17 protein-coding genes are annotated in these 26,910 nt (G+C 45.4%); all 17 read right to left on the bottom strand.

Going from position 1 to position 26,910, the window contains the following annotated elements; translation table 11 throughout:
* Positions 1–199 precede the first annotated feature (199 nt).
* Positions 200–1,789, bottom strand: a complete 1,590-nt coding sequence (locus NST84_RS03480) for a hydantoinase/oxoprolinase family protein (protein ID WP_342564269.1) — start codon at positions 1,787–1,789, stop codon at positions 200–202.
* Positions 1,786–2,901, bottom strand: coding sequence for a DUF917 domain-containing protein (locus tag NST84_RS03475; RefSeq protein WP_342564268.1), 1,116 nt, complete (start codon positions 2,899–2,901; stop codon positions 1,786–1,788). Before NST84_RS03475 ends, NST84_RS03480 begins: the two co-directional genes overlap by 4 nt.
* Before the next feature lie 4 nt (positions 2,902–2,905).
* Positions 2,906–4,195: a cytosine permease gene (locus NST84_RS03470; RefSeq protein ID WP_342564267.1), complete on the bottom strand. Its 1,290-nt coding sequence runs from the start codon at positions 4,193–4,195 to the stop codon at positions 2,906–2,908.
* A 37-nt stretch (positions 4,196–4,232) separates the two neighbouring features.
* Positions 4,233–4,814 (bottom strand): TetR/AcrR family transcriptional regulator, encoded by a 582-nt coding sequence (locus tag NST84_RS03465; protein WP_342564266.1) that lies wholly within the window; start codon positions 4,812–4,814, stop codon positions 4,233–4,235.
* A gap of 315 nt (positions 4,815–5,129) precedes the next feature.
* Positions 5,130–6,008 carry a hypothetical protein gene (locus NST84_RS03460; protein WP_342564265.1) on the bottom strand — a complete coding sequence of 293 codons (879 nt, stop codon included), beginning with the start codon at positions 6,006–6,008 and terminating at the stop codon, positions 5,130–5,132.
* A 125-nt stretch (positions 6,009–6,133) separates the two neighbouring features.
* On the bottom strand, positions 6,134–9,229 hold the full coding sequence (locus NST84_RS03455) for an EAL domain-containing protein (RefSeq protein WP_342564264.1): 3,096 nt from the start codon (positions 9,227–9,229) through the stop codon (positions 6,134–6,136).
* 180 nt (positions 9,230–9,409) lie between these two features.
* Positions 9,410–10,204: a hypothetical protein gene (locus NST84_RS03450; protein WP_342564263.1), complete on the bottom strand. Its 795-nt coding sequence runs from the start codon at positions 10,202–10,204 to the stop codon at positions 9,410–9,412.
* A 153-nt stretch (positions 10,205–10,357) separates the two neighbouring features.
* The gene (locus NST84_RS03445; RefSeq protein WP_342564262.1) at positions 10,358–11,461 is read right to left on the bottom strand and encodes a slipin family protein; all 1,104 of its coding nucleotides are present in this window, start codon (positions 11,459–11,461) and stop codon (positions 10,358–10,360) included.
* A 922-nt stretch (positions 11,462–12,383) separates the two neighbouring features.
* Positions 12,384–14,183, bottom strand: coding sequence for a hypothetical protein (locus NST84_RS03440; protein WP_342564261.1), 1,800 nt, complete (start codon positions 14,181–14,183; stop codon positions 12,384–12,386).
* Positions 14,184–14,335: 152 nt separating this feature from the next.
* Positions 14,336–16,750, bottom strand: coding sequence for a restriction endonuclease-like protein (locus NST84_RS03435; RefSeq protein ID WP_342564260.1), 2,415 nt, complete (start codon positions 16,748–16,750; stop codon positions 14,336–14,338).
* Complete coding sequence (locus NST84_RS03430) at positions 16,722–18,908, bottom strand: AAA family ATPase (RefSeq protein WP_342564259.1); 2,187 nt, start codon at positions 18,906–18,908, stop codon at positions 16,722–16,724. Before NST84_RS03430 ends, NST84_RS03435 begins: the two co-directional genes overlap by 29 nt.
* Before the next feature lie 39 nt (positions 18,909–18,947).
* Complete coding sequence (locus NST84_RS03425) at positions 18,948–19,640, bottom strand: nuclease-related domain-containing protein (protein ID WP_342564258.1); 693 nt, start codon at positions 19,638–19,640, stop codon at positions 18,948–18,950.
* Positions 19,641–19,785: 145 nt separating this feature from the next.
* A complete protein-coding gene (locus tag NST84_RS03420; protein WP_342564257.1) occupies positions 19,786–19,938 on the bottom strand; it encodes a hypothetical protein in 153 nt (50 codons plus the stop codon).
* Between the two features lie 380 nt (positions 19,939–20,318).
* Entirely contained in the window at positions 20,319–23,417 is a 3,099-nt protein-coding gene (locus NST84_RS03415; protein ID WP_342564256.1) for a type I restriction endonuclease subunit R, read from the bottom strand.
* A 2-nt stretch (positions 23,418–23,419) separates the two neighbouring features.
* Positions 23,420–23,689: a hypothetical protein gene (locus tag NST84_RS03410; protein WP_342564255.1), complete on the bottom strand. Its 270-nt coding sequence runs from the start codon at positions 23,687–23,689 to the stop codon at positions 23,420–23,422.
* Between the two features lie 5 nt (positions 23,690–23,694).
* On the bottom strand, positions 23,695–24,936 hold the full coding sequence (locus NST84_RS03405) for a restriction endonuclease subunit S (RefSeq protein ID WP_342564254.1): 1,242 nt from the start codon (positions 24,934–24,936) through the stop codon (positions 23,695–23,697).
* Positions 24,933–26,480 (bottom strand): type I restriction-modification system subunit M, encoded by a 1,548-nt coding sequence (locus NST84_RS03400; protein ID WP_342564253.1) that lies wholly within the window; start codon positions 26,478–26,480, stop codon positions 24,933–24,935. The genes NST84_RS03405 and NST84_RS03400 overlap by 4 nt, the downstream gene beginning before the upstream one ends.
* Between the last annotated feature and the right edge of the window lie 430 nt (positions 26,481–26,910).

The following is a 26,910-nucleotide window of genomic DNA, read 5'->3' as shown; positions in this document are numbered from 1 at the left end:
CCCGAGTACAGCGCGGTGAGTGCGTTACGTTTCATTCTTTTTTCAGCGGTTTGTCAAACATATGATCAGCTTCCCTTATGCAAACGCAAAAAAAAGAGGATATCCAACAGCCCATGAATCAGCTGCCGGGACATCCCCTTGCCTTTGTCACACTTCATCCATAGCTTCTGTCCAGCGCAGCTCTTATCCCTCTGCGTTGTTACAGCTTGCCCGCCGCCTTCACTTTCACCAGCAGCGCATTGCCCGGCAGATAGGCAATCGGAATATCCTCGACGGATACGATTTGCACTGTTTCCGCGTTCGCTCCGGCAGCGGCCGCCTCATCTATGGCGCGCTGCTTCGCATCCTGAATGACGTCGTCGTACTTCCAGTCATCCAGCGAATAGATGCGCTCCGACTCACCGCTTACCTCTCCGAGCGCAGCGCCAATGGCATTCGCCGCATCATAATGGTCCGGCCGGATGATCCGGCGCGCCCCGGCCAGATGATCCGGCACCAAAATGCTGCCGCCGCCGACCAGAATCACATCCACCTCATCGGCGCTGGTCTTCATCCGGTCGATGGCATCCTCCAGGGCCCGCTGCATCACTTCATCCGCTTCACGACATACCGCCTCATCAAGCACAGCAGCGTCCGTACCCGGCCATACGGCGCGGCCTAACTTGACGGCTACGTCGGTAGTCGTCAGCGTATCGCCGCCGAAGATGCGGCCCCGCTTCGTCAGCCCATAGCCGACGCTGTCCGGGCCGACCGTCACCCTGCCCGCGCCGTCAAGCCGGACAATCGTTCCGCCACCCAGGCCGATCGACAAAATATCCGGCATCCGGAAATTTGTACGGATGCCGCCCAGCTCAACCGCTGCCGAAGACTGGCGCGGGAAGCCCTGCACAAGCACGCCGATATCCGTCGTCGTGCCGCCGATATCGACGACCAGCGCGTCGCTCAGTCCCGACAGATGCGCCGCCCCCCGGATCGAATTCGTCGGCCCGCAGGCGATGGTCAGAATCGGATAACGGAGCGCATACTCGCTTTTCATCAACGTACCGTCGTTCTGGCAGATATACAGCTGCGCATCAATGCCGAAACCGTTCAGCGCTTCCTCGAAGCCATGCACAACGCCTGCAATGACTTGCAGCAGAGCCGCGTTCAGCACGGAGGCGTTCTCCCGCTCCAGCAGCCCGATGGTGCCGATCTCACTGGAGAAGGTGACGGGCATGTCCGGCCCAAGTACCTCGCGGACGATGTCTCCGGCCAGCTTCTCCTGCGCCCGGTTTACAGGAGCAAATACTCCGCATACCGCCACCGCATCGACTTCGCCGGCCATCCGGCGGCACAGTGCGGTAATTTCCACGGCTTCCGGCTTCGCAATCATCCGGCCGTCATATTCATAGCCCCCGGCGGCAATATAGCTATGCGGTCCAACCGCAGCACGCAGCGATTCGTCCCAGTCGGCAAGCGGCGGAACCGCAGTTGTCGCCGGAGCGCCGATGCGGATCAGGCCGACGCGGCCAAGATGCTTACGCTCGACGATGGCATTCGTGCAATGCGTGGTACCAAGCATCGCGTAGCGGATATCCCCAGCATCCACGCCGCTTTCCTGCAGCAGCCGGCGAACCGCCTCGACGATACCTTCATTGACATCGGCTGTCGTGTGCACCTTCACCTTGTGGACACAGCGCAAGCCCGAATCCAGCAGTGCGGCATCCGTATTCGTGCCACCCACATCAATCCCGATGCGGTAAACCTCTCTCTTGTCAGCAACAGAAGTATTATTCACTGTACTATTCATTCCGCTGCACCTCCCTTCGAAGCCAGCGTCTCAATCGGCACATAGTCGAAGTCATAACCGAAGTAGCGCGGGCCTGCCGTCTCAATCCCTTTGTCCGTGCGCCATTTGGCATCACAAGGGAAGCCTGCCGCGATCACCCGGGCCCCGTACTTTAAGTTCTCCGTCGTCACCGGCATGCCCGTGTCCTGATCCAGCAGTGCAATCAGATCGGGTGTAATGGCCAGCGGCTGATCTTCCACGGTTGCGAGCAGGAATTCGTTCTGGAAAAACAGCTTCATCAGCTGCCCCTTATCCTTACCGGTTCCTTCAAATACGGCTTCGCCGCGTGTGAACCCGCCGTCCATCCGGCGGCGGATGTCCACGGCCTTGCCCTGGAATAACGCATGACCGTCCAGTTGCGCCAGCAGCTCGCGGACCGGATTCAGCTTCTGCTGCTTCGCTTCAAACAGCGTACGGCCAATTTCATAGGCCAGTGTCAGCGTACCGCCGATCGCACTGCACTTCGCCTGTGCGCCGGATAACGGATAATCGCAGATGGAGGCAGAGCCGCCCATCTCTACAGTCAGGGCGCGTGCCAGCCGCTCCTCCCATACGCCGTCAATCGTATGCAGCAGCGCGGTGTTGCCGCGCTCATCCGCCATCGTTACCGGGCTGCAGGCGATGCCTTCCAGATGGAACGTCACCATCTGCGACTCCGGAAAAGCCCGCCCCATCGCATCGGCATCGACGAGCGGGATCCCCCGCTCCGCCGCCGCAAGAACCGGAACCAGCGAATTGCCGCCGCCGACCTCGATCGGCATGACCGCAGTCACCTTGCGGCCGAGCTCTTTTTCCATCAGATCCAGCGGCCTCGTCAGCTGCTCAGCCGAAGGGATTTTTTCCTGCATTACCGTCGGAGCTCCAATCATCGATACCGGCACAATGAGGCCTTCGTCGTCCAGCTCCTCAAGCTGTACTATTGGTACCGGACCATGCTTGCGGATCGCCTCCAGCGCCATCAGCTTGCCGACATGAGGATCACCCCCGCCGCCCGTTCCGAGCACAGCAGCGCCTACCGCGATATATTCAACTGCCCGTTCATCCAAGCTTGTTAGTCTATCTGTCTTATTCATGATGTCATCCTTTCTTAACGGCCCACTTGCCAATCAATGCCTGCAAAATAAATGCAATCAGGAAGCTGTCGAGCGCCGGAACCTGCGTAACCCGGAAGAGACCGAGTCCGTCCGGACCCGCAGTTGTCATGAGCCCGAAGAAGGAGGCTAATATCCATACTGCGATCGAGCGGATAATCCAGTTCCGGTTGCTGTCCAGCCCCTCAAACGAGAACCTGTTGCGGTCGACCAGCAAATACTCGGCCGTGTAAATCCCGCCAAGCGGGGCAACAAGCATAGTAATATAGGTCAGGAACGTCAGAAAACGGTCATATATGCCAAAGTAAGCGAGCACCGTCGCAAGCAAGCCTGCAACAATCGTAATTACCGGTTTGGGTATCCGTTTAAATACAACGGAGAAGCCAAGCCCTGCGGAATACAGATTGCTCGTATTGGTGGTCCATTGCGCCAGGGTCAGCACGATAATCGCCGGAATGCCCAGTCCCAGCGTCAGAAAAATTCCCGTCAAATCGCTGGAATTCATCGAGCGGGACAAGAAAATCGCGATGATGGTCATAAAGCTGTTGCCGACAAAGAAGCCGATAAACGCTGCCGATATGGCATGCTTAGGCGTTTTGGCCCAACGGGCGATGTCGGGAGACAACGCTGTACCGAGTACAAAGATACCGATAACCAGTGAGATTGCCGTTCCCATCGGCAGTGCTTCACCTTCAAATGGCGACCAGACGGTACTGCCGCCTTCACCGCGAAGCGCCATCACAAGCGCGATGATAATAAATACGACCAGCAGCGGCACCGACCAGACGCTCAATTTTTCAATTGCCCGGTAGCCCCAGACCGCCGTAGACATCATGAGCAGCCCGCCGATGACAGACAATACCCCCAGAGACCAGTGCCAATCCAGCAGCTCGCTTAGCGCCGTCTGAAAATTAGAGGCAAAGAAGCCGACCTGTACGCCGAACCAGCCCAGCGATGAAATCCCAAGAATCACGGAGACGATCAGCGCTCCTCTATTGCCGAACAAAAAACGGCTTAGCATCGCTGTAGAGAGGCCGGTTTTGGCCCCGACATAAGCGCAAACTGCCCCGATGATTCCCAGAATGACCGAGCCCGCGATGACTGCAGTAAGCGAATCTCCGATGCTCATTCCCGCACCAAGCTGTGCGCCCAGGAACATCGCGGATAAATCAATACCGATAGCAATCCAGACGAGCGCCATGGACAACCAGGATTTGCGCAAATGCTGCGGCACGGGCTCTCTTTCGTAATCTTCTATCTTTGTTTCGTTACTCATTTCCTAACCTCTGCTTTCTGTCCAGTCTTGTTGTTTGCTAAGCTTTGACCGCTCTCCAGAACATGTCAAAAGCATGCTGCTGTTTCCGTTCGAACAGCTCCGGCGACTTATAGTAGTAATATTGAATCCCCAGCCCGTCCATTAATGCGAGGTAAGCATCCACAAGCGTCTCAACCTGAACCTCCGCCAATTCGCCGCGCTCCAGCCCTTCCAGCATAATGCCGCGGACAATGCCGCCCAACAGCAGGTCAGAACGCTCGAAGGCCTCCTGCATCCGGTCCAGCAAGAAATCGGGCGGGAATACCAGATACCTGAAGGTAAATACGGCGAGCTCCTGCTTGTTCTGGTGAAAATCATACTGGCGGAGCAGCAGTGCATGCAGCTTATTCTCCGTGCTCATCCCTTCGCTGCTGTCCGTCAAAGCCTGGATAAACTCGTTGTAGGAGCTCATGGATTCTTCAAAGACCGCCATGAACAGATCTTCCTTACCCGCAAAAAAAGCATAGATTGCCGGTGTTTTGACACCGACCTCCTTCGCAATTTCCGATAATGCCGTCCCGTCGTAGCCCTTCTCACCGAACAGCCTCAGCGCAGCTTCTTTCAGCTTCGTTCTGGTCATGGTCAACCTCTTTTCTTGATTTTAATTAACGTTAATTAAGTAGATTATACAGCTTTCTGCATAAAAATCAATCCATTTTCAGAAGAACAGGTTCAGCATCAGCCCATAATCCGGCTCATTCAGGGACAGGAGCTAAATCGAGGCGGCAATCAGACACAGCACTTTCTTGGTCATCGCAGTGTGTTAGAAGTGAAACAGCAGAGCAGCGCTTCACCAGCTAAGGTAGAAGCGCTGCTCTGCTGTTGTTTTAAAGTTGTCAGTTCCAGGCCGTAAGGTCGGTGGATCTGCAGTGCCGGGCATCCTCCTCCGTTACCTTTAGATTGCCGGCTGAATTTTCTTGGTAGGCTGCGGACCAGGACCATTTTTAGCCCAATAAATAACGTAGTAAATAGTGCTGTTATAGTAGACGGTCGGTGCATAGTTTACATTCTGGAAGGAACTTTCATTACTCCAATTCTTATATCCAGGAGAAGCATAGTTCCAGCGCATAGGCTGGTTTCCCGCCGGTTTATGCGTCCAGTCACTGCCTGAAGTATCGCCCTTCATAAAATGATAATCATTGCTTCCTTTACGGACCGCAACTACCCGCTCGTAATAAGCAAGGGAGCCAGGCTTCGCCGTTGTTTTGTAACCCCAATAACCGAGCGCATCGAGGTCGCTTACTGTTAAATCCGCTAATTCTGAAACACTCATGCTTACAGAAAAGCTTTTGCCGGAGTGGTAGCCCGGGTCCTTAAATACTTGCTGGCCAATCGCATATCCGTAGCAGTTATAATATCTGTAGTCATTCGACCAGGTCCCGATTGCGGTACTATCCTGCAGCGTATAGCCGGCCAGGGCAGAGAAACTTCTTGCAGCAATGCCGGGAGCAGCGGTGACATCTAATATATTTTGCGCCAATTCAACCATCTTCGTATAACTGTACGGGATATGATCAGCGGTAATTGCCCCGCTCTCAATACCTGTAACGATCTCTTTGGCCGCATTACGTGTGAATTCATCGTCTTCCAGGCCTTCCGGTATCTGGAGTCCGTTCTCAAGCAGTGTGTCCAGCATATCTTCTCCGCTTAACTGCGTCAGCTGCTCCACAGCAACCGTACTGCCTTCGGCCCCCACTGCAGGTGCCGGTGCAACCATTGTATGTAACAGAAAGAATGCCATTACCAAAGAAAACGCTTTAGTGATTTTCTTCAAAAGGTTCCCTCCTACTTATATTCTCAGCAGACGGCCTCTAGTATTCCGCCAAAATCTCAGAAACTATTTCACCTCCCGGCTATAAGTATACACTGAATAGGAACACTTGTAATAGTTATCACTAATTATCTATTATTTGGAATATTTGGAATCCGGTTCACATTTAACAGAATCGACTCTATCTCTGCCGCAGGCATAGGCTTATAAAAGAAATACCCCTGGATCTCATCACACTTATTCTTGTTAAAAAAAGCAAACTGCTCTTCGGTTTCAACGCCTTCGGCGATCACACTCAGCTTCAAGTTTCTGGCCAGCTGAATGATGGTCTTGGCTATAGCTTCATCATCGTTCCCTGTTGCAATGCCGCGTACAAACTGCATGTCAATTTTAATGCGGTCAACAGGCATTGTCTTTAATCTACTTAAAGAAGAATACTCGGATCCAAAATCATCAATAGAGATGCTGACCCCCAGCTTCTTCAGCTCATGAAGCACCTCGACAATATAGTCTTCTCCATCAGCTGCAGTACTTTCCGTAATCTCCAGTTCCAGATGCTTCGCTTCCAGGCCTGTTTCACTAAGGGTTCTATCAATAATACCAAGCAGGTTCCGGTCCTGGAACTGAACAATCGACAGGTTTACTGCCATGCGTATATCCGCCACCCCCAGCGACTGCCACTGCTTCATCTGCCGGCACGCAGTCTCAAGCACCCACTGGCCAATCGGAAGGATCTGTCCGGTCTGTTCAGCCAAGGGAATAAAGGTAGCCGGGGAAATCATCCCAAGCTCCGGATTATTCCAGCGCACCAGCGCTTCCAGACCCACAATTTCTTTCGTTTGTACACTCACCTGGGGCTGATAGTAAAGAACAAATTCATTTCTTTCCAGCGCCCTGTACAGGCTTTTCGTGAGCTTTGTTTTCTTCAATACTTGTTCCTTCATGGCTGATGAGCATAAGGTGTACTGATTTTTTCCTTTTTCTTTTGCAGCGTACATCGCCAGATCAGCATTCCGGATCAGTTCTTCCGTACTTTCACCATCTCCGGGATAGACCGCGATCCCCGCACTGGCCGTAATGAAGAATTCCTGGCCTTTGACAATCACGGGCTGGGCAATCGACTTAATGATGCTTTCAGCCATTTCCCCAATGTCTTCTATCCGCTCTATACCGGCCAGCTTGATCAGAAATTCATCTCCGCCGAAACGCGATACCATATCCTGCTCACGTAGACACCCGGATATTCTGCTGGTCACCTGTTTAAGCATCTCGTCTCCGCCGAGGTGGCCTATCGTGTCATTAACGATTTTAAAGGAATCCAGGTCTATGAAAAGAACACCAATATGCTTGCCGGTTCCCCCGGCTAATTGAATCGTCGCTTCCAGCTCTTTTTTAAATAACGTATGGTTTGGGAACCCGGTCAGCGCATCATAATAAGCCATGTAGCTGATTTCCCGTTCGGATTGCACTTTTACCAGCGCATCTGACAATAGATTGGCGAGAATTCGCAGCAGCTCCTGCTGATTCTGGCCGAAGGTTCTGGCCGCCTTGACGGATGCGAAGAATAACAGGCCCAGGAGTTTACCTTTATTTCTTACCGCAATGGAGATCAGCGACTTCATCTTATGAGAGTTAAGTATCTCTTGTTCTGCTCCGGCTTCCGGCGGCAGCATGTCCACATCCGCTACCTTTACCAGGTCATTGTGTACGATCTCGTTCATCCACCAGGGGAAGGCACCGCCGTTCAACCCTGGAATAAGGTCAGCCGCAGGTTCAATTCCCGCATTGCACCATTCATACGTTTTTTGCTGATCCGCCAAGGAAATATAAAAAGCCCGGTCTACTTGAAAATGCTCACCGCACAGCTCCAACAGCCCGTTGATTTTTTCATCCAGGTCCGATTCAGATACCTTAACAAAATCACCGGATATTTGAGCAACCATTTTCTGAAACCTGATTTGAGCTTCATTATCTTCAAGACGCTGGATATACACCCGGTTAACAAAATAGGCCAGCCAAAGGGTGATGCCCAGAATGCCGATTCTGGCCACATAATCCGAACCATCCACCTGGACCATCGCTTCCGGCATCCTCACCCAAATATAGATTTGTGTAATTAGAATAGGTATCCCTATCCAGAAGATCATTAACCGTTTATTGAAAAGAACCGACAGCATCACAATAATGAACGGTGCCGCCCATGCGGTAACACTTGCAGTATCGATAAAGTTAACGGCAATCAGAAGGATCGACGCCAGCATGATGAAAACAAAAACGCCTTCTTTAACATCCGCCTTAATCGGTATATGTTTAATAATCGTCAATAGTAATCCGGTGACAAAAAAGAAAAGACTGAATAACAGAATAAAGCTGAACCGGGGAGCCTGCTGGTTAAAAAAGTACTGCGAAACAAAATTCAGCATTCCGCCAATAACATAGACAAAGGACATAATATTAATAAATCTGTTCATGTTCACAGCACTTAATATTTTACCGGGTTCAGCCCGGCCGCTTTTTCCCAGACTCATGAGACCATACCGCTTAATCGCATAGAACATAGCTGTTGTCGGTAACAGCACAATGACTGGCGCCAGCTGAGGAACCTTAACCGATGCGAATGTATTCAGGATTACATCTGTTACAGTCCCGGTGATCATAGCCATAGTATAGGAGAACATAAAGAGATAGCCCTGCTTCTTCTTTAGCGGGTCTTTCGATCTTCTCCCCCAATTCCAGAGCAGCAGCAAGCCCGCAGTGGTAAAACAAATATAATACAGGTTGAAATACAAATCGCCCCAGCTGTTCGCCGAAACATTAACCCATCCCGTTGCAGTATAGATCAGCTTGTACTGTTCCTTCGCGGCACTGCTATAACCAAAAGCATAGACGTTCACTACGGCCGGAAGGTATAAGAGCACATACGCCCATCTGTTTTTCAGGATCTTAGCTCTTTCAGTCAAAATAAGAAAAAAATGCAGCAGTAAGCTGTACACCGTTCCATAACCAAGCGAAGACAACCTGCGCCACAAGATAGCTGTCTCATAATCCGGTGCAGAATTGGTAATCGAAAAACAAAAGGCCCATATGGAAAGAGACAGGCAGGCTACACAATAGAGCCGGTTCAGCTTGCTGCCTGTATTAAGGGACAGAATATACATCCCAAGAATGAAATAAAGCGCGAACGCAATAAATAACACTAAAGAAAAAAGATAAGCTAACGCCATGACGGCCCCTCCATGATTCCTGGTAGATTATGTATAGTTGAGAGAAACCTCACATTGATACGATATACCTATATTTCGGCAGAAATGCGAAGTTCTATTAGTGGTAATTTCATACGAAAGACCCCTCCATTTAAGGAAGGGTCATAACGCTGATTATTCTTATGATTGGTCACAGAGAACTCACAAAAACGCGCCAAAATAAAATGCCGCCGCCTCCTGGGAGTACCCGTCATCCCCCTGCCACTCCGCCATAGCGTTGTAATCAGAGCTCCCGCCTCTGCGCTTACGTGGAGCATCACCCGGCACCAGCAGTCCGGCATACCCCCAGATCTCCATCAGCACATCCCGTTCATTCTTACTGGAGGGAACCACGTCCTTCCACCGCTTCTCCAGCATCCGCGCACCATCATAGTCAGCACAAGCCCGAACGGCTTCGAGCATTCCGGTGAGTATGGCAGCATCCTCGGCGGTACTCTCGTAAGACTCTTCCTTACTGAATAACTCAAGATCCAGCCAGCAATATAAAAGCCAGTTCAGACGTATCCCGCCCCATTTGACCCGTTCGAAATTCAGCACATTCAAATCTTCATTTATATAGTCCCGGTCTGACATTAGTCCGTGAAAGTTGCAATCCCCGCAGCTGCTATAATTCGGCCGTACTGCACTCCGCTGCTCATAGATATGTATAGGCAGACGCGAAGTAAGAGCCCAGCTGGAGAGAGCACTGCGCAGATGGACTTTTTTCGTAGACAGACTGTGCAGGAACGCAGCGGCTACCCGCTCCTTAGTAATCGTCTGATGCAGCTCATGCAGCCGTAAGATGATCTCATCGTGAGTAATCGTTACAGGATCGAACATCAATCCTTTGCTCTTGGCATACTCGAAATCCTCCCCGGCAAAAGCCCCCCGGGTACTCCTCCAGCCGGCTGATGTCCAGAAGGAGTTCATTAGAATCTTTTTCGCTTTTTTGTCCATGGGTTCACTTCCCTCCGTTTGGCTTAGTCGGCTATGCACGCTTAGTTCTATACTAGCTATTATATTACCTGCATGCAAAACACCCGGCTCACCCGAGGCACCGGCCCTGTTCATTCTCTATCAGACAAAGAAAATAGACCGCCTGGTAGCGGTCTACTTATTCACGCTGATCAGCGAGCTTAACCGCTCCAGAAGGTCACCGCCGCCTGTTACCGAGATAGAGCCGATTTTGTCGCAGATCTTCTCCAGGAATTCCAGCTCCTTCAGCCGGAACAGCGTCTGATTCTCGTCCATCAGCTTCGCCGTATTGAGCAGACTGCGCGTTGAGGCCGTCTCTTCCCGGCGGGTGATCAGGTTGGCCTGCGCCTTCTTTTCTGCGAGCAGGACGGTGTTCAGGATCTCCTTCATTTCCCCCGGTAGAATGACATCCTTCACGCCTGCCCCGAGGAAACGCACTCCGAACTCTTCTTCCTTATCCTTAATCCGGGATAGGATGAAGGATGCAACATCCTCTTTGCGTTTCAGCAGATCATCCAGTTTCAGCGTCCCGACATATTCCCGGAGCAGCAGCTGAAGCTGGATGTGGATCTGCTCGTCAAAAGCCTTCAGCTCCAGCACACGCTGCGGATTCACAATCTTGTACTGGCATACAAAGTTCAGGCGCAGCGTAACCTTATCCTCCGTCATCATCTCCTGGCCGATCAGATCCATCTGCTGCTGCCTCAGATCGACCGTCTTCACCACCACCGAGACCGGCCCCTTCCAGAAATAATACTTACCAGGCGTCAGCTCCCGCTGGAGCGTATGATCATAGAACAGGAAGCCCAGCTCATAGCTGGCAATTTCACTCGACTGCACACATGGAGTAAGCTTCGCTATAATCGAGCGGTCGATCCCAGCCGGGAGCTCCGGCTGCCGGATATCCGTGTGGACAAAGGTCTGCTTTTTCAGCAGGTTCCAATAGGCATACACCCCCGGCTTCAGCAGCTGTGCAAATTGACCATCCTCATAGCGCAAGACAATCTCATGATCTTGCACAGTTACGACATCGAGCTCCCGCAGGAGTTCTTCATCCTGTAAAAATAGCTGCAGGTCTTTACCCTCCACCGCGAACGGTTTGCCAATATTGAGCACCACCACCGTATGCTGCGACCACGAGAAGTAACGGTAGGTTCCCGGAAGCAGCCGCTTCACATAACTTCCCTTATGAAAGAGCAGACCGCGCTGGTCCGCTTGAATCGTGATTGGTTTTAACATAGTTATACCCCCTTCATGTGTGACCAATGTATGACAGAACCCCGCTGCGTTCCGGCGGAACCTCGTTTGAGACAGTCGGTCTGCCGGGAGGTCCGGAAGAACATTGTGATTCAAAAGCTAAACCCTGCTTCAGCCAGCCTTCGTATCCTTCTGTTCTTGCCAGCCTTCCCTGCTGCCGTACCATCGGTATCCACGGATTGCAAAGCCTTTCCGCAGTGCGCTGTACCAGCCGCCAGAGATTCTGCCCCTTGGTCTCCTTCATTCAAAATACGCTTGAATTTGTCGCTCGATGGAAATCGAGTACTGTACCAAATATCGCTCCCAAGGCGATTGGGGATTCGAACCCCTGGTGGATTCTTACCGAAACGAACCGTACAGGATACCGTAACATACATGCCGGCACTGCGGGATCTTCTTGAGATCCCCGCCTCGTTCCGCCCGCCCGGATAAGAACCTAATGTATGATGAACGCGCCCGGCGTTATCAACTTGCTAAGCGTTAAAGCTGCTGCTTACAGGTTCTATCATCGCTGAAATCAGGCGGAACGAACATGGCGGAAGTATTACGACGGGAGAAAAAATTTCCAGAGGGGGAGTTTGGGAGGTATAGAAAAAGCTCAAGGGCAGGGGGCTGCGCTTGAGCTCTTTTTAAAGTACTGCTTCGGTATATGTGAAATGAAAGGATAAAGGCCATACAATTGCCATTACTCAATGACTCCTTGCTTTTGCTCTCTACGCTCAAAATGATGATGCAGCCTGTAAAGGCAAATTTCTTGCGTCCAACGGTATAAAATAGAGCGATGCTCAGGAGCCGGCTCCATTCTCGGGCTAAACAGCCCATCCTCGAATTGGGTCATACTGCCTTTGGCTGAATTGTCAGCGAACGTACGTTTAGGATCTGAATAGTTCAAGTCTATATGCTATTATAATCCGTGATTGTCAATATAATAACGCATTACTTTTTTCAACGAATCATATAACTGCAACGCATTTTCCTTATCAACGAGAGGCATCGGAATATTATTCTTTTCTTGTAGAGCGGTAAAATGCAGTACTGTATTAGCCTTACTTTTAATATTGTACATCGCATTATCAATCAATTTTGGACGATCATTTCTTGTTAACCCCATTAATTTATCCAGTTCAATTGCATTGCCGTTTGGATATGTAATTTCTCTTCTTAATTTTAAGAATAGTTTTTTCATTATCACCTCAAGTACAACACGCATATGACTTAGAGCACTAGGAGGATCAACTGTAATAACAGATTTAATAGACGAGATACGTTGAGCAATAACATTTTTAGTCTCTAAATCTCTAATCCTTTGAATCAATTGTTCTATGTCATCCTTTGGTTGATGTTGTACTATAGAAAGTTTCTCTTCTAATTTAAATTCATCAAAAATATTCTCAAATAGTTCCATATAGTCATTAATAAGTTGTTGATTTAAAACAATATTTTTAGTTTCGTATGGGTTTTCAATCCCCTTACATAAATTATCATCAACGACGCCTAACTCGGCAAATAATTCCCCCATAGTTTGGTAATAAGAATATTCGTGACTAAATTGCATCTTTACTGCATAATCATTTAGTAATTCAAACTCCTCCCCCATTCTTTCCATTTCATCTTCAATATATTGATCTTCGTCAGCATCCATTTCCTCATCGCTTTTTTCCTGAGTAACAAATTTATCTAAAAAGTAACGAAAGCTTTCAATAAACCCCTCTTCTAATTCCAGAGGTAAATTAATTGTTAAAATAGACACTACTTCTTTCATCAGCAGCAATTTAGGCTCTTGTCCATTAGAATCAAAGTGATACGGATGATCAAATTTCATTTTGAGCTCATGAATGTAACATTCTAAATAAAGTGCATCAAAATCAGTTAAGATTGAGTAATTACCCATCTGCTCAATAGTCCCCATAAATTCCTGATAAAATACAGGGAAATAGCTTTTAGGGATCATGATTTCATACACAATAGATATATCTGATTGGTCATATATGCGATGCAAATATTTATAGTCAAGATAAGTAATTAAATCTTTATCCTCTCTCTCTAATCTTAATGAAATGGGAGTTTTATAATGTAATGGAAGAACCAAAGGTTCTATCTCAGGAATATTATCATCTAATTTATATATATCGCTTTCAATTAGAATATTAAGAATTTGCCCATCAGGTAGTATCACAGAAATTCGGTCATGCTTTACAGTAATAGGAAACCATTCACGAATAAGCTCTCCATACCAATCTCCATTATCCACATGAAGTGCATACACGACCAGATAAAAAATCCCCTGAGAATATCCTTCCTCTAATAAAACCTTCCCAAGATTAAAATATAATTGAGGTGTTTTTATTACACTTAAAGATTCTTCAACTACTTTAATAAATAAATTGATTGCTTCCTCTTTTTTATTATCAGAATACAAATGTATAGCATCTCTACTCTGTTCTAAACGCTCTTCAATCGGTCCAAAGTAATTACTTTTGTTGTAATGAATTCTGTCTAATTTTGTTCTGTCCCGCTCTCTTCTTTTCTCATACAAATGTTCGAATGGATGTTTGGGTTCAGAAAGCTCGAATCCTTCATAATTAGTTTTTAATGCCAAGCGTGGAACTTTTAAAGATACTCGATTATTTTTTCGATCGCAATATCGACGAGCTTCTTTTTCCAATAGCGCCATTTCGTTTGCAATTCTAATCGATTGAATCACAATCTTGCCCCCCTACTAGCATTATTCCCATTCCATTACAGCCACTGCTTAGATATATGCAAAATCTTAAGCGATAGATCTATAACAAACATACTGTAATTGATTAAAAGATGAAAGTTAGTTGCACATTGAATCTTATATGTTATTGGAAACTATATATTCCGAACCTCCACAACCCGCCCCAAATCCACATACTCCTCATGATCCAGCTTCACCTGCACTCTGCCCTTACGGCGCTTCTCCCGCCATTCCCGCAGTGCTTCCTCTGTTTCCAGACGGAGCTCGGCAAGCTCCAGGGCCCGGTCCAGGATGTACTTACTGGTGTAGAGCACCGTATAAATCCCTTGTCCGCCAAGCGCAATAGAAGCGGCCAAGGGCTTCCATTCCTCAACCGTAAAGCGCACATACAGATCCTCCTCCGTACCCGGCCGACAAGGGACTTCCGTAATCTCCTTACGCCGCAGCACCTTCCAATCCGCTACCTTTCCTACCCAGTGGATGCCTGTTTTTGCAGGATCAACGAACTTTTTGCGGGATTGGCACATGGCTACGTATTCGATTTGGGTGAGTATTTTGTGACTGGCAAGGTTCTTTAACGGCATATGGTAAAAAGCTTTCCGAACCGCCACCCCCACCTGCTCCGGCCCCCGGACAGAGCCAACCAGCACATTTTTGCCCGCAAGCTGATCCGCATAATACTCTCTCGTGCCGCGTGGACGTGTGGACCGCTCGTAAGCTTTTTCCGGACTGTCCCGGATAATCTCGTCCAGGAAGTGCTCCACCAGGCTGGTGGCATTCGGCAGAAACGGCAGGGCGCCAATGTTCAGCAGCTCAATGCTTTTATAGAAACGGTGGTCCTTGAACCGCTCCTCGTCAGGATAGGGAAACAGCACATACGCCCCGAACATGCTACGCTCGTACTCCCCAGAGCTTTTCTCCTGATACACAATCGCGTCCCGATAACGGTGCATCGTATTAATATCGTCTTCTTCAGGCCCAGGTTGTTCATACTTCTTGTGGTAAGGAGTACCTTCGTAAGCAGGGTTCAAACGATATTTAGCGTCAAAAACATACTTATACTCCTTAATCTGTCCAGCATCCTTCTTCTTCAGGGTTAGTACATTATCCGGGCGTTGACTTAGCGTTGGCGTCTTGTCCGTCCCAGGAATCGCATTATAGTACAGGATGAATTGCTCCCCGTTCACCGGGTTCTCATAGACCATCTTTGCGCTCTGCGAGCGGTCCAGCGTCACAAAAATCCCGTTCCGGTTCACCTTAATAATATCCTGCTTCACCAGCTTGTACTTCTGCCCCAGCAGCTGATTGAGCTTGAGGAAACACCAATATTCATAGAGCTGAGCGACATCCTTCATGGATAGGCGGAACAGGTCACTTTGAATAGACAGGCCTTTGAGCAGCATGAGATAACAGCGATAGACCTCACGGTACCCGGGCGCCATCTGCAGCACCAGCGTAACGGACATCTGCTTCAGCACCCCAGCCTCACGCAAAAAATCCATCTTAAGCACTCGCTCAATTTGCGTAAGCATCGAATCCAGCCTTTTGATCAGCAGAGGATCTGCGGTCCGGCTTTTCGTCTTCCAGCGGGTTTTGAGCTCCTTCAGCTTGCCATGAATACGTTCCAGCATCCAGCGGATGAAGCGGTTCTCGTTCGTATCATAGGCGAGGCGCTTCCGCGTCTCCATTAGATGTGTGGCTGCGTAGCTCCGATTGCCGATGGTGATGAATCCATGGTTCATGTCTTCTCTTAACCGTTCCGGGTGCTTCGCGAGCTCACGGATGTTCTCTCTTCCGGCCTTTTTGACCCGATTGGCATCCACCAGCCGGCGATCCTGGAGCAGCGCATAATTAGGATTTTTGTTGATCCGCTCAACGGCATCCAGAAGCTGTCTAAAGATATATTGCAGGATTGTAAAAAACTCCGTCAGGCTCTGATGCTGTGTCTCCCGCAGGCCTGTTAGCTGGTAAGTTCGGCGCAGGAAGTCGAATGCCAGATTATAAATCTGTGCATTCACCTCATTCAGAATGTTCTGGTAATCCAGCTTGTAATCCATCTTCGACGGAAAAATATCCATCTCCACCCGCAGCAGCATCTCCCCCTCACTCCGGATCTCCCACTCCGTCAGGCCAACCTCATTGCCAAAGTTCAGCACACCCGCGAGAAGCGATCCGCCAAGAGGCTTAACTGCCTGCCGCAGCAGCACATTGTCATGGTAAAAAGAAAGCTTACCCGCCGTTTTGCTCTCAATCACCAATTCATACGACTGTGTTTCATAAAAGCATGGAAAGACCGCCTCCCCCGGCTGCCAATCCACCAGCCCGTAAGTCTCCGGCGAAAAAACCTTGATCTGCACATCCCCTAACCGCTCAGAGCACACAAGCCCAAGCTGCGCATTCACCCACTCCTGATCGGCAGAACGATGAAGCTGCAATGCCTCCACCGTAGGATGAAAGGGCCTTCCTGACACATATAGCGTAAAAAGCTCCGTCTCAATACGGAGCAATTCCACCGCCTGATTAAGAGAGCCAGAATGAGGTGAATCCATCTTCCTCCAGCCTCCTCAGCATATAAGCCAATTTACGCGCACTTTGCGGATGCTTGATCCCAGGCGGATTCTGCCCGCCAGCCCATCTCGTATAGAGCGGAGAAGCATCCTCCGTTAGGTCCTGCACATTTACCGTTATGCCAGCGCCGCTACCTATCGCGACCTTCATCAGGTTGAGCAGAACCCGGCGCACAGAGGAATGACTACCTTGAATGCGCGGCAGAATCTTTTGCAGCAGCTGCCAGTCGAACGCTTCTTCTTCCTCCATCAGGCCATAACGGTCGTTATATATCATATAAAAGCAAATCGCATCCCGTACCCGGAAGCCCACATGAGCATGAATATCCTCAAGCAGCGTATTAATCTTAACCAGTCTCCCCGTCGTCCGGACAACGAGTTCCTTGTGAGGTTCATAGGCGTCTGCCAGCTGCAGATAATCCGAGCGGACAAACAGATGATTCAGCTCCGTAAGCTCAGCGGGATCATCCGCCTCCTGCCCAATCTCTTGCGGATACTGCTGCAGATTGATGTAATTAAACTCCAGGGTGTTGGCGCGGTCGAGCACTTTTTTGCTAAAAGGATGCGTCGTCTCGTCCATATTCACCGTCCCGATCAGGAACACATTCTCCGGAATGCCAAGGCCACCATAGGTTTCTTGATCCTCAGGCGTATCCAGCAAGGTAGGAGAGATAAGGTCCTGCGTCTGAATCGCCCCCTCCCGCCACTCCTGCGTCTCCAGCACACTTAACATATCACTGAAATAATGCTCCACCCGGGCCAAATTCATCTCATCCAGGCAGATAAAATAAGGCTTATGCCGATTCTCCGGCTGCCGCGCATCCACTAACACCTTCGTAATTGGCCCAGGCTGGAACCTGCCCGACAGATCCTTATACCCCAGCAGATCCGCAGGATCACTCCAATCCGGCCGCACCGGAATCAAGCTAAACTGCCCATTATCCCGAGTCGCCCCAAGCGCCTCCGCAAACAGCTTCACCAGCCGCGTTTTCCCCGTGCCCGAGATGCCCGCTAGGATGACAAAGGGCTTGGCTTTTAGTGAAAGGTAGAAGTTCTCAATAAGATGCTCAGGGAAAAAGAAGCCTTGGCGGCGGATGTGGGATTGGATTTGGTGGAGATACGTTGAAATATTAGGATCTGATGGTGGCAAAATAGTAATCACCTCACGCAAACTCTCCATACTGGAGGCAGTCTCATCTTGATCTAGAATAGTAAACTCCGGCCATTTCACTTCTGTTGTGAGTGCTTGAAGCACGTTAAGTCCTTGTCTAGAAAAGCGGAACAAATACCCTTGATTCACTCCGCCTCCTGAATGGAGCGGGCCTTGGGTTATATTCAGTTGCATAATTTGTTGATTAAACTGTTGTAATGCAATGGGCGGATTAAGCTCCGTATAACTAGTCCGAACCAGTCTACCGTCCTCTTGCCAGCTCGTATTAGCCATAGAACCTGGTTTGGGTGCTTCTACAGCCGCATCTGTTACCTGACTAACATAACGAATAGCTTTATTGGAGTAATGAAGGATGATATCACCTTGTTTAACTTCCTTCATGGTCTCCCAGTGATATAACTTTCGGCCTTGAGTATTCAGGAGGGGTGCCCACAAAATTCCCTCTTCTTTCTCCGCCTGAATAGTAGTTCCTTGATTCACCCACCATACGCTAGGCTTTGACTGATATGTAATGAATTCTAAACGGTATTCGAATGGCACTCCTGTCGCATAGAAATCAATATATTCAGCTTGATCTTCAGGAACGACGACCTGTGGTCTTTTGGCATCGTCTGTTTTTTGATTTTCTCTTTCTTGCATGATGTAGGAGTAAGAATGAGCGAATATCTCAATTAGAAAATCCTTCAACACCTGGTTTCCGTTATAGCGAAGTTGAAGAGCTTCCCGACTAGCAGATACTTGATCAATTTTAATAAGTGTTGCATCATAGTTACGATCTTTATAGATGAGCTTAGCCTTTCTTCCTTCACCTAAGTTAGGCTGCTGACCTTGATTGGCTTCCAAAAAATCCGGATGAAACTCAACGGGAATATGCGTACCATCTCGAAAGATAGAAAAATCCACTTTTTTGCGACCAATTAAGTTAGGAATTTCTGTATCCTTCCACCAGCTTCGTAGTTGCTTGATCATTTATGTTAACTCCCTTGGCACATTCATAGTATCTTACTGCTACTTTTTGGTGTTCTCCTTTATTCTCTGTACATGAAGCTTGCGAATCTCAGGATCGGTAATATTGGCTTGAACAAGCAGATCATATATCACTTGAACCTGTGTAGCAGAAATAGATGGCTCAGGAGCCCCCATTTTCAAACTTAGTAGTTTCCTTGAGATGTACTCGCTTAATTCCACATCATATACAACCAGTTCATCTGACTGAATTTTCCGCAGCTCCGGATCAATACTAAAACGACATCTCATTGTGAATGAAATCATAGAAATGAATTTCACTGCAGCTAGACTTTTTAAAGCGCTCTCGATGGTCTTGATATGACCATAATTTTGCTTCAGCGGATTATACATCTTGTAACGGTTGCTCACTGACCATTGTTGATCCGTTCGCCCACCTTTTATTTCTCCATTGTAGTTTTTCGTCTCAATGACAAATACGCAATACGGGGAAATAACAACATGATCAATCTGAGAGTAGCCTGTGCGAGACTTAGGATTAGGGAGTAACAAATCGCTTAACGATTTACACTCCTTAGGCAGCTGATCCAATTGGATATTAATTTTATGCTCGCCTAGCTCTCCGATTCTTGTGGCAGCGACCTTCGGCTTCGCCTTGGTAGTTGGTGCCTTAAGCACAGTTGGTGGTGGTTTAGGGTCGGATTTCTTGAAAAGAGACATTAACGCTTTAAACATAGCACAACTCCGTATCATTGAGATTTACAATATGTATGGTTATTCGACAATATGGGAATGTATCCCTTCCAAACATATACATAAGAAAAAGACTGTCGAAGTGACAGTCCAAATGTAAAGTATGTGTATGCTTAGATTTCGCTGTCTAATTTGAAAGAACAGAAGGAGCCGTAAAGGCATTGGCAAGCTGCATGCAATCCTTTAATTCTTGGAGATATAAACGGTCATAGAGAACGGAGAGCTTCAGTTGAAGCTTATCTTCCCACTCCTCAAACTCAGACATTCGTGCAATGTCCATAGAGTCAAACAGAGCCTGAAATGCCTTACTCTCTTCTTCAAAAACAAGCCTGGGTTCAGACTCGTATTCAATCTGTGCGGTTAGTTCATTTAATCTATCTTGAATCGTCCGTACAAATCATGCCGGAAAGCTCACCATATCTCCTCCATGACAGAAGTTTAAGCGTAGCTCCTCTAGATACCGGTTCTTTTATTGATTAATTTGATTAATAAGTTCGTCCACCCTACGGCTCTGCGCTTGAACCGCTTCATTGCCGCTGAGCGGAACTCCCTGCTCTAGTGATCTCTGAGCAAGTTCTTTCAGCTTATCCTAATCGTCGGAAGGAGGAAGCAACAATTATTTGAGAAATCATTCCTTTAACTTAGGTATAATTATTTTTATTAAATCCTTCCACCCACTCCCTTAAACTTATCTACAAAGGCAGAGATTTTCTGAAAAACGCTCTGCTTTTTTGTTAAATACTGAGGATTAAGAGGACTCATTTTAGGAAGAACTTCATTAAGCTCCGTTCCATTTTCACTGGCATATTCTCTTTTTAATGAAGTTAAAATATATCTTTTGGCAGCTTCTTCGTTAAGATTTTCAGTGTGAATCAATTCTTCTGCTTCACGTTTTTGCTCCGTTTGAGCAAATGAGAAGAAGGCATCAATAATACTTGCTTTATCTTGAATACGATCTAAATCAGCTTGGTTGATAAAATCAACGACTAAGCTTTCTTTCGCACGGTTTCCTACACTAGACCGAATGATCCGACGAACTTCTTCAACCAAGGATGCTTTATCTTTGACTTTTTTGTTATGCTCAAAAATAAGTTCCAGAATGTAATCCAAATTGATCTCTTGAGATTTTAAAAGGTCTACTTCAAAGACAACATCATCCCAATCAATAGAGGTATTGTCTTTTTCTTTTCCCGTTTTTTCACGACGAAGCCAGTCACGAATGTCATTATAGGTAGAACGATAATCTTGAATCGCTCTTTCTTCTAATACTTGAATCTCTTGCATAGCAGCTATCTCTTCATCCGTTACATAGTGAGTAGACTTAAATTCTTCTAAAGCCTTAGGGTCAGTCATATCTACTGTTTGTAAAGCTCTTAAACCTGAAAATTCATCGTAGTTCTGTAGGATATTTTCAATACGCAAATATTCACCGAAAATTTTAGCAAATTCTTTCTTATCTTTCTCAGTAACAATCGCATCAACATTAGGGAAACGCTTTTGTAGCTCTTTTACTACGTCTACATAACCACGACGGGCTTCACCCGTTGCTACATCAGTGAATCCTTCCATATACTCTTTGTAGCTTTTTTCCAGAACCACATTTTTAGTGTTTTTATCCCCAAAAAGAGTGATAGCGTCTATGGTTGCTTGTTCTAAATCTCTAAAAGTAACAATATTTCCAAAGGTTTTAGTGGAATCATAAATACGATTTGTTCTCGAAAAAGCTTGCATTAAACCATGAAACCTAAGATTTTTATCAACAAATAAAGTATTTAATGTAGGTGCATCAAAACCAGTTAGAAACATTCCAACAACAATCAACAAATCAATCTCTTTGTCTTTTACTCGTTTAGCAAGGTCACGATAATAATTTTGAAATTCCTTACTATCTACGCCATAATTGGTTTTAAACATGGCATTGTAGTCTTTAATGGCTAAAGTTAAAAACTCTTTTGCACTACTATCCATAGCTGTTGGTTCAAACGTTTCATCCAGAATTTCACCTATCGCAGTTTGCTCTTCATTAGCAGCAAAGGAGAAGATGGTCGCAATCTTAAGGGGTTTACTGCTTCCCTGTTGTAAGTTATTTAATGATTCATAGTAGAGTTTGGCTGCGTCAACACTACTCACAGCAAACATGGCGTTAAATCCTTTTCCATTCGCATTTAGTCGATGGGTTTTTACTCTAAAATTATTAAGAATATATTGAGAAATTTCTCTGATTCGTTCAGGATGTAGTAATGCTTCTTTATTTTCTGCTGCCGATAGCTTTTTCTCGTCCTGTTCTGTTTCAATTGTTTTGAACTTGGGACGTACATCGTTATAATCTACTTTGAACTTTAAAACTTTCTCATCTCTAATGGCATCCGTAATGACATAAGAGTGTAACTCTCGACCAAAGACAGAAGCAGTCGTTTCAGAACCTAACGCATTTTCCGGGAATATAGGCGTACCTGTGAATCCGAACTGATAGAACTTCTTAAACTTTTTATTGATATTTTTTTGAGCTTCACCAAATTGCGAACGGTGGGCTTCATCAAAAATAAATACCACTTGCTTATTATATATAGGTAACTCTGTTTCACTTTTGATTAGGTTATTCAGTTTTTGAATCGTCGTCACAATAATTTTATTATCATCTTTTTCAATGTTACGCTTTAATCCTGCGGTACTTTCTGAACCATTCACACTATCAGGAGAAAAACGCTGATATTCTTTCATCGTCTGAAAATCTAGGTCTTTCCGATCCACTACAAAAAATACTTTATCTATAAAATCCAGTTTAGTAGCCAAACGAGCTGCTTTAAAACTCGTAAGTGTTTTCCCTGAACCCGTTGTATGCCAAATATATCCGCCGCTTTCAGTGGTTCTCCAATTTTTGGCTAGAAATGAACTCTCTATTTTCCATAAAATTCTTTCTGTAGCTGCGATTTGATAAGGACGCATAATCAGCAGGTTATCGCTCACATCAAAAACGGAATATTTCAGTAGTATATTCAATAAAGTAATTTTCTGAAAAAATGTAGCCGTGAAATCTTTTAAATCTTTAATCAGGGTATTATCCGATTTTGCCCAATTCATCGTAAAATCAAAACTGTTCTTATCACGTTTCGTCGTATTAGCAAAATAACGGCTATCTGTCCCATTCGAAATCACGAAAATCTGTAAATATTTAAACAGAGAGTTTTCGGAATTCAAGCTCTCTTTACTATATCGATGAACCTGATTAAAGGCCTCACGAATGGCAATCCCACGCTTTTTAAGCTCTACTTGCACTAACGGTAAGCCATTAACTAATATGGTTACATCATATCGATTGGCTTGCGTTCCTTTTTGTTCAAATTGGGAAATGACCTGCACTTTATTGTTGGCCATATTCTTTTTGTCTACTAGGTAGATGTTCTGAATATGCCCATCATCAAAAACAAAGTCATATATATAATCGTTATGAATTCTACGGGTTTTATCAATGTGGTTATCACTGGGTTTATCTAAAAACTGCTCACAGAATCTAATCCATTCAGCATCTGAGAATTGCACATTGTTAAGAGTTTGCAGTTGCACACGAACATTGGCAAGCATTTTTTCAGGAGTGTTTAAACTTGGTAGATGTTCATAACCTTGATTTACTAAATCTTGAATGAGTTCTCGTTCTAAATCAGCTTCTGTTTGATAGCCAGCCCCTTGTTGGTCTATTTTCGTATATTTATCTAAGACTATAAAGTTGTTTGATTCCGCGATGGGTTTGAAATCTGCCATTTTTACACCTCACTTTTTGGAAAACTAAGAATATTACTGTAACGCTTTTGACGAAATTTAATGTCACGAGGTAACCCCTCGGTGATTGAGGATGGCAAGGCATCGAATTTGTCTATTTTTATGTTTTGTACAAGTCGCATATCTTCCCCAACATCGACTACTTGAACAAAAGGCATTGCACCTTCACCATCGAAGCACTTATCTTTACCATAAGGTTGAGGGAATGAGCCATGACGAAATTTAGCAACATCAGCCAAACGATTTCCACTCAACCTCCCTATTCAAAAGTTAACAACTTATCACGATAGTATCCATACTGCTTCGTACGGGCTTCGGTTTCGGCAAGAAGTTCTGTGAAAATGTCATTGTAAAAAGAATCAAAACGCTCAAGCATTGAAACTATTTTATTCTGTTGCTCGATCGAGGGTAACAAGATCGGCATTTTTTCTAAGGATTTAGCACCGAAATTTTGTTGTGCAGCACCTGACTTCATTTTATTCACATATGATTTACCAAGCCCAGAATTAATAAAGTAACAAATATACATAGGACAAATACTTTCTGTTTCTTTGAGTCTAACAATTAACGTAGTAAAAGTTTGACTTCCTTCATATCTTTCTGGTACTAAACACGCTTGACCTGGATAGCCCGTTCTTGTTACCAAAATATCATTTGATTTTAATGACTTATTTTGATATTTTTTTGCAAATTCAGGAGTAATATATATCAAATCTGAATCGTCTAAATGATTTACTTTAATATTTTGATTTCTGAACATAATTGTACCTGAAGCAGAATATGCATGAGTTGCAGAATTTGCAATTCCAACAGTCACAAATTCAGAAATGTCCTGTAATAGTACTTCTCTGGCTCCATTTAAAGCTACATTTGAAATAAGCTCATCACGATAATACTCATATTGCTTTTTACGAGCTGTAAGCTCTGCTGTAAGCTCTGCTGTAAGCTCTGCTGTAAGCTCTGTAAAGGTGTCCAAAATACGAACGATTTCTTCTTGTACTTTTAGATGTGGAATGGGGATGATAATTTTTGACATATCAGTAGCTGAAACATCAATAACCTTTGTCCCTTTTGCATATTTTCTTTTCTGACTTGCAAACATTTCTGTTTGTGTAAAATAGGCAAAGTACTTGCCTGAAATCTGATTCGATGGTTTAAAAATTGTTGCATGCCCACCAGTAACAGCTTGCACTTTACCAAGATAAACAACGGCTTTTCCGACATCTTCTAGATTTTCACTCGTATTTGTTATAACAACATCACCAGTATCTACTTTTTTTAATTTTTTTGCCGTCTCATACGAAACGAAAGATTTTGTTTCTGTCGTAAATGTGCCATAATAAGTGTAAATCTGGCCGTAATGAATTGCCGGAACTCCAGATTCTGTGAAGTCCGTTTTAAGTAAACCATTACCACGAACTAATTCACCTACCTCACTCAAGGCCTTCCATTCAACCTCAACCCCCTCAAGGAGTTCCTCTATATAATTCGGCCTTATCATGACTCAATCACCTCAATAATCTCATCAATTTCAGCACGAAGCTTATCTATTTTGGCTACAGTCGTTTTTATCTCTGCATTCAGTTCATTGATATCAATGACTACCCTTGTGTCTTTTGCTTCCACATAGGAGCTCACAGACAGGTTATAATCATTTTGAACGATTGCTTCATAATCAACGGATTTTGCAACATGATCAACGTCTTCTTTGCTGTCAAACACTTTCATAATTTTCTCAATATGATCATCTGTAAGTACATTATTATTGGTTTCTTTTTTATAGAAATCTACTCCACTTGCATCAATAAATTGTGTTTTATTATCGGTTTTATGCTTAGAAAGAACCAAGATATTAACCGCTATTGATGTCCCATAAAAGAGGTTAGGTGCTAATGAAATAACCGTTTCAACAAAGTTATTATCAATCAGATACTTTCTAATTTTTTGCTCTGCACCACCACGGTAAAAAATACCTGGGAAACAAACGATAGCTGCACGCCCCTTACTGGAAAGGTAACTAAGCGAATGAAGTACAAAGGCAAAATCAGCTTTAGACTTTGGCGCTAATACGCCTGCAGGAGCAAATCTTTCATCATTAATAAGCGTTGGGTCATCACTACCAATCCAATTTACGGAATAAGGTGGATTCGATACAATGGCATCAAAAGGCTTTTCATCACCAAATTGAGGATCTAATAGCGTATTTCCTAAAGCAATATTAAATTTATCGTAGTTTATGTTGTGTAAGAACATATTCATACGAGCAAGGTTATAAGTGGTATGGTTAATCTCCTGTCCATAAAAACCATCTTCGATAATATGAGCATCAAACTGTTTTTTTGCTTGCAACAGCAATGAACCTGAACCGGCTGCAGGGTCATAAATCTTATTAATGGTTGTTTGCTTGTGGATAGCTAATTGAGCAATAAGCTTAGACACTGACTGCGGTGTGAAGAATTCTCCTCCAGATTTACCTGCATTGGCAGCATAATTAGAGATTAAAAACTCATAGGCATCACCAAAAAGGTCAATGTGACTTTCTTCAAACCCACCAAAATTAAGCCCTGCAACACCTTTAATGACAGCAGCTAGACGACTGTTTTTATCCTTTACAGTATTTCCTAGTCTATTGCTTGTCGTGTCGAAATCAGCGAATAAACCTTTAATATCGAGTTCAGATGGATAACCGTTGGCTGAACTTTCAATAGCAGAAAATATAGCAGCTAAATCAGTATTCAAGCTTTCATTTGTATTAGCAGTTTTCGCAATATTAGCAAACAGTTGACTTGGATATATGAAATAGCCTTTTGTTTTAATGGCATCCTCTTTGATTTCTTTCGTTATAATATCATCCGGAAGGTTTACATACTTGACGTTTTCGTCTCCCGCTTCAATATAGCTAGAAAAGTTCTCGCTAATGAAGCGATAAAAAAGCGTTCCTAAAACATATTGTTTAAAATCCCATCCATCTACAGAGCCACGGACATCATTGGCTATTTTCCAGATTTGGGATTGTAGTTGGGCACGTTGTGCTACACTTGACATTTGTATTCCTCCGATTTTTCATTTTATACATTAATTATAGAAACACTTCTAGATAGAAGTTTACTAACCCCTTAGTTTCTTGCCTTTTCCATATTCAGATAACTATGCAATATTCTTGTTTTTCTTCTAGCATATCGTTTAAAGGCATCTATGATGATCTTTATATCTGTCATGAAAGTATTTCCATAGAGTTTTTAAAATTCATGTGATTTACTGTTTACAAACCATATACTACGCAGGAATGATCCATCCTTTTAATCCTTGTACTTTCTTTCTATCCTCTATTTAAGCCGTACAGTATCATCAGTCGGATCTAAAATTCGTGATAACGCTGGAGTAGTTGCCTTCATTTCATAAGAGTAAGAAATTTTTGAAGTTACCCAATCGAGAATTATCATTTCTTCTTCGGTGTAATGTTTTGACAACAATA

This window comes from Paenibacillus sp. FSL R7-0345 (genome assembly GCF_038595055.1).
Taxonomy (GTDB): domain Bacteria; phylum Bacillota; class Bacilli; order Paenibacillales; family Paenibacillaceae; genus Paenibacillus_AQ.
This window is presented reverse-complemented; position numbering and strand designations above follow the sequence as displayed.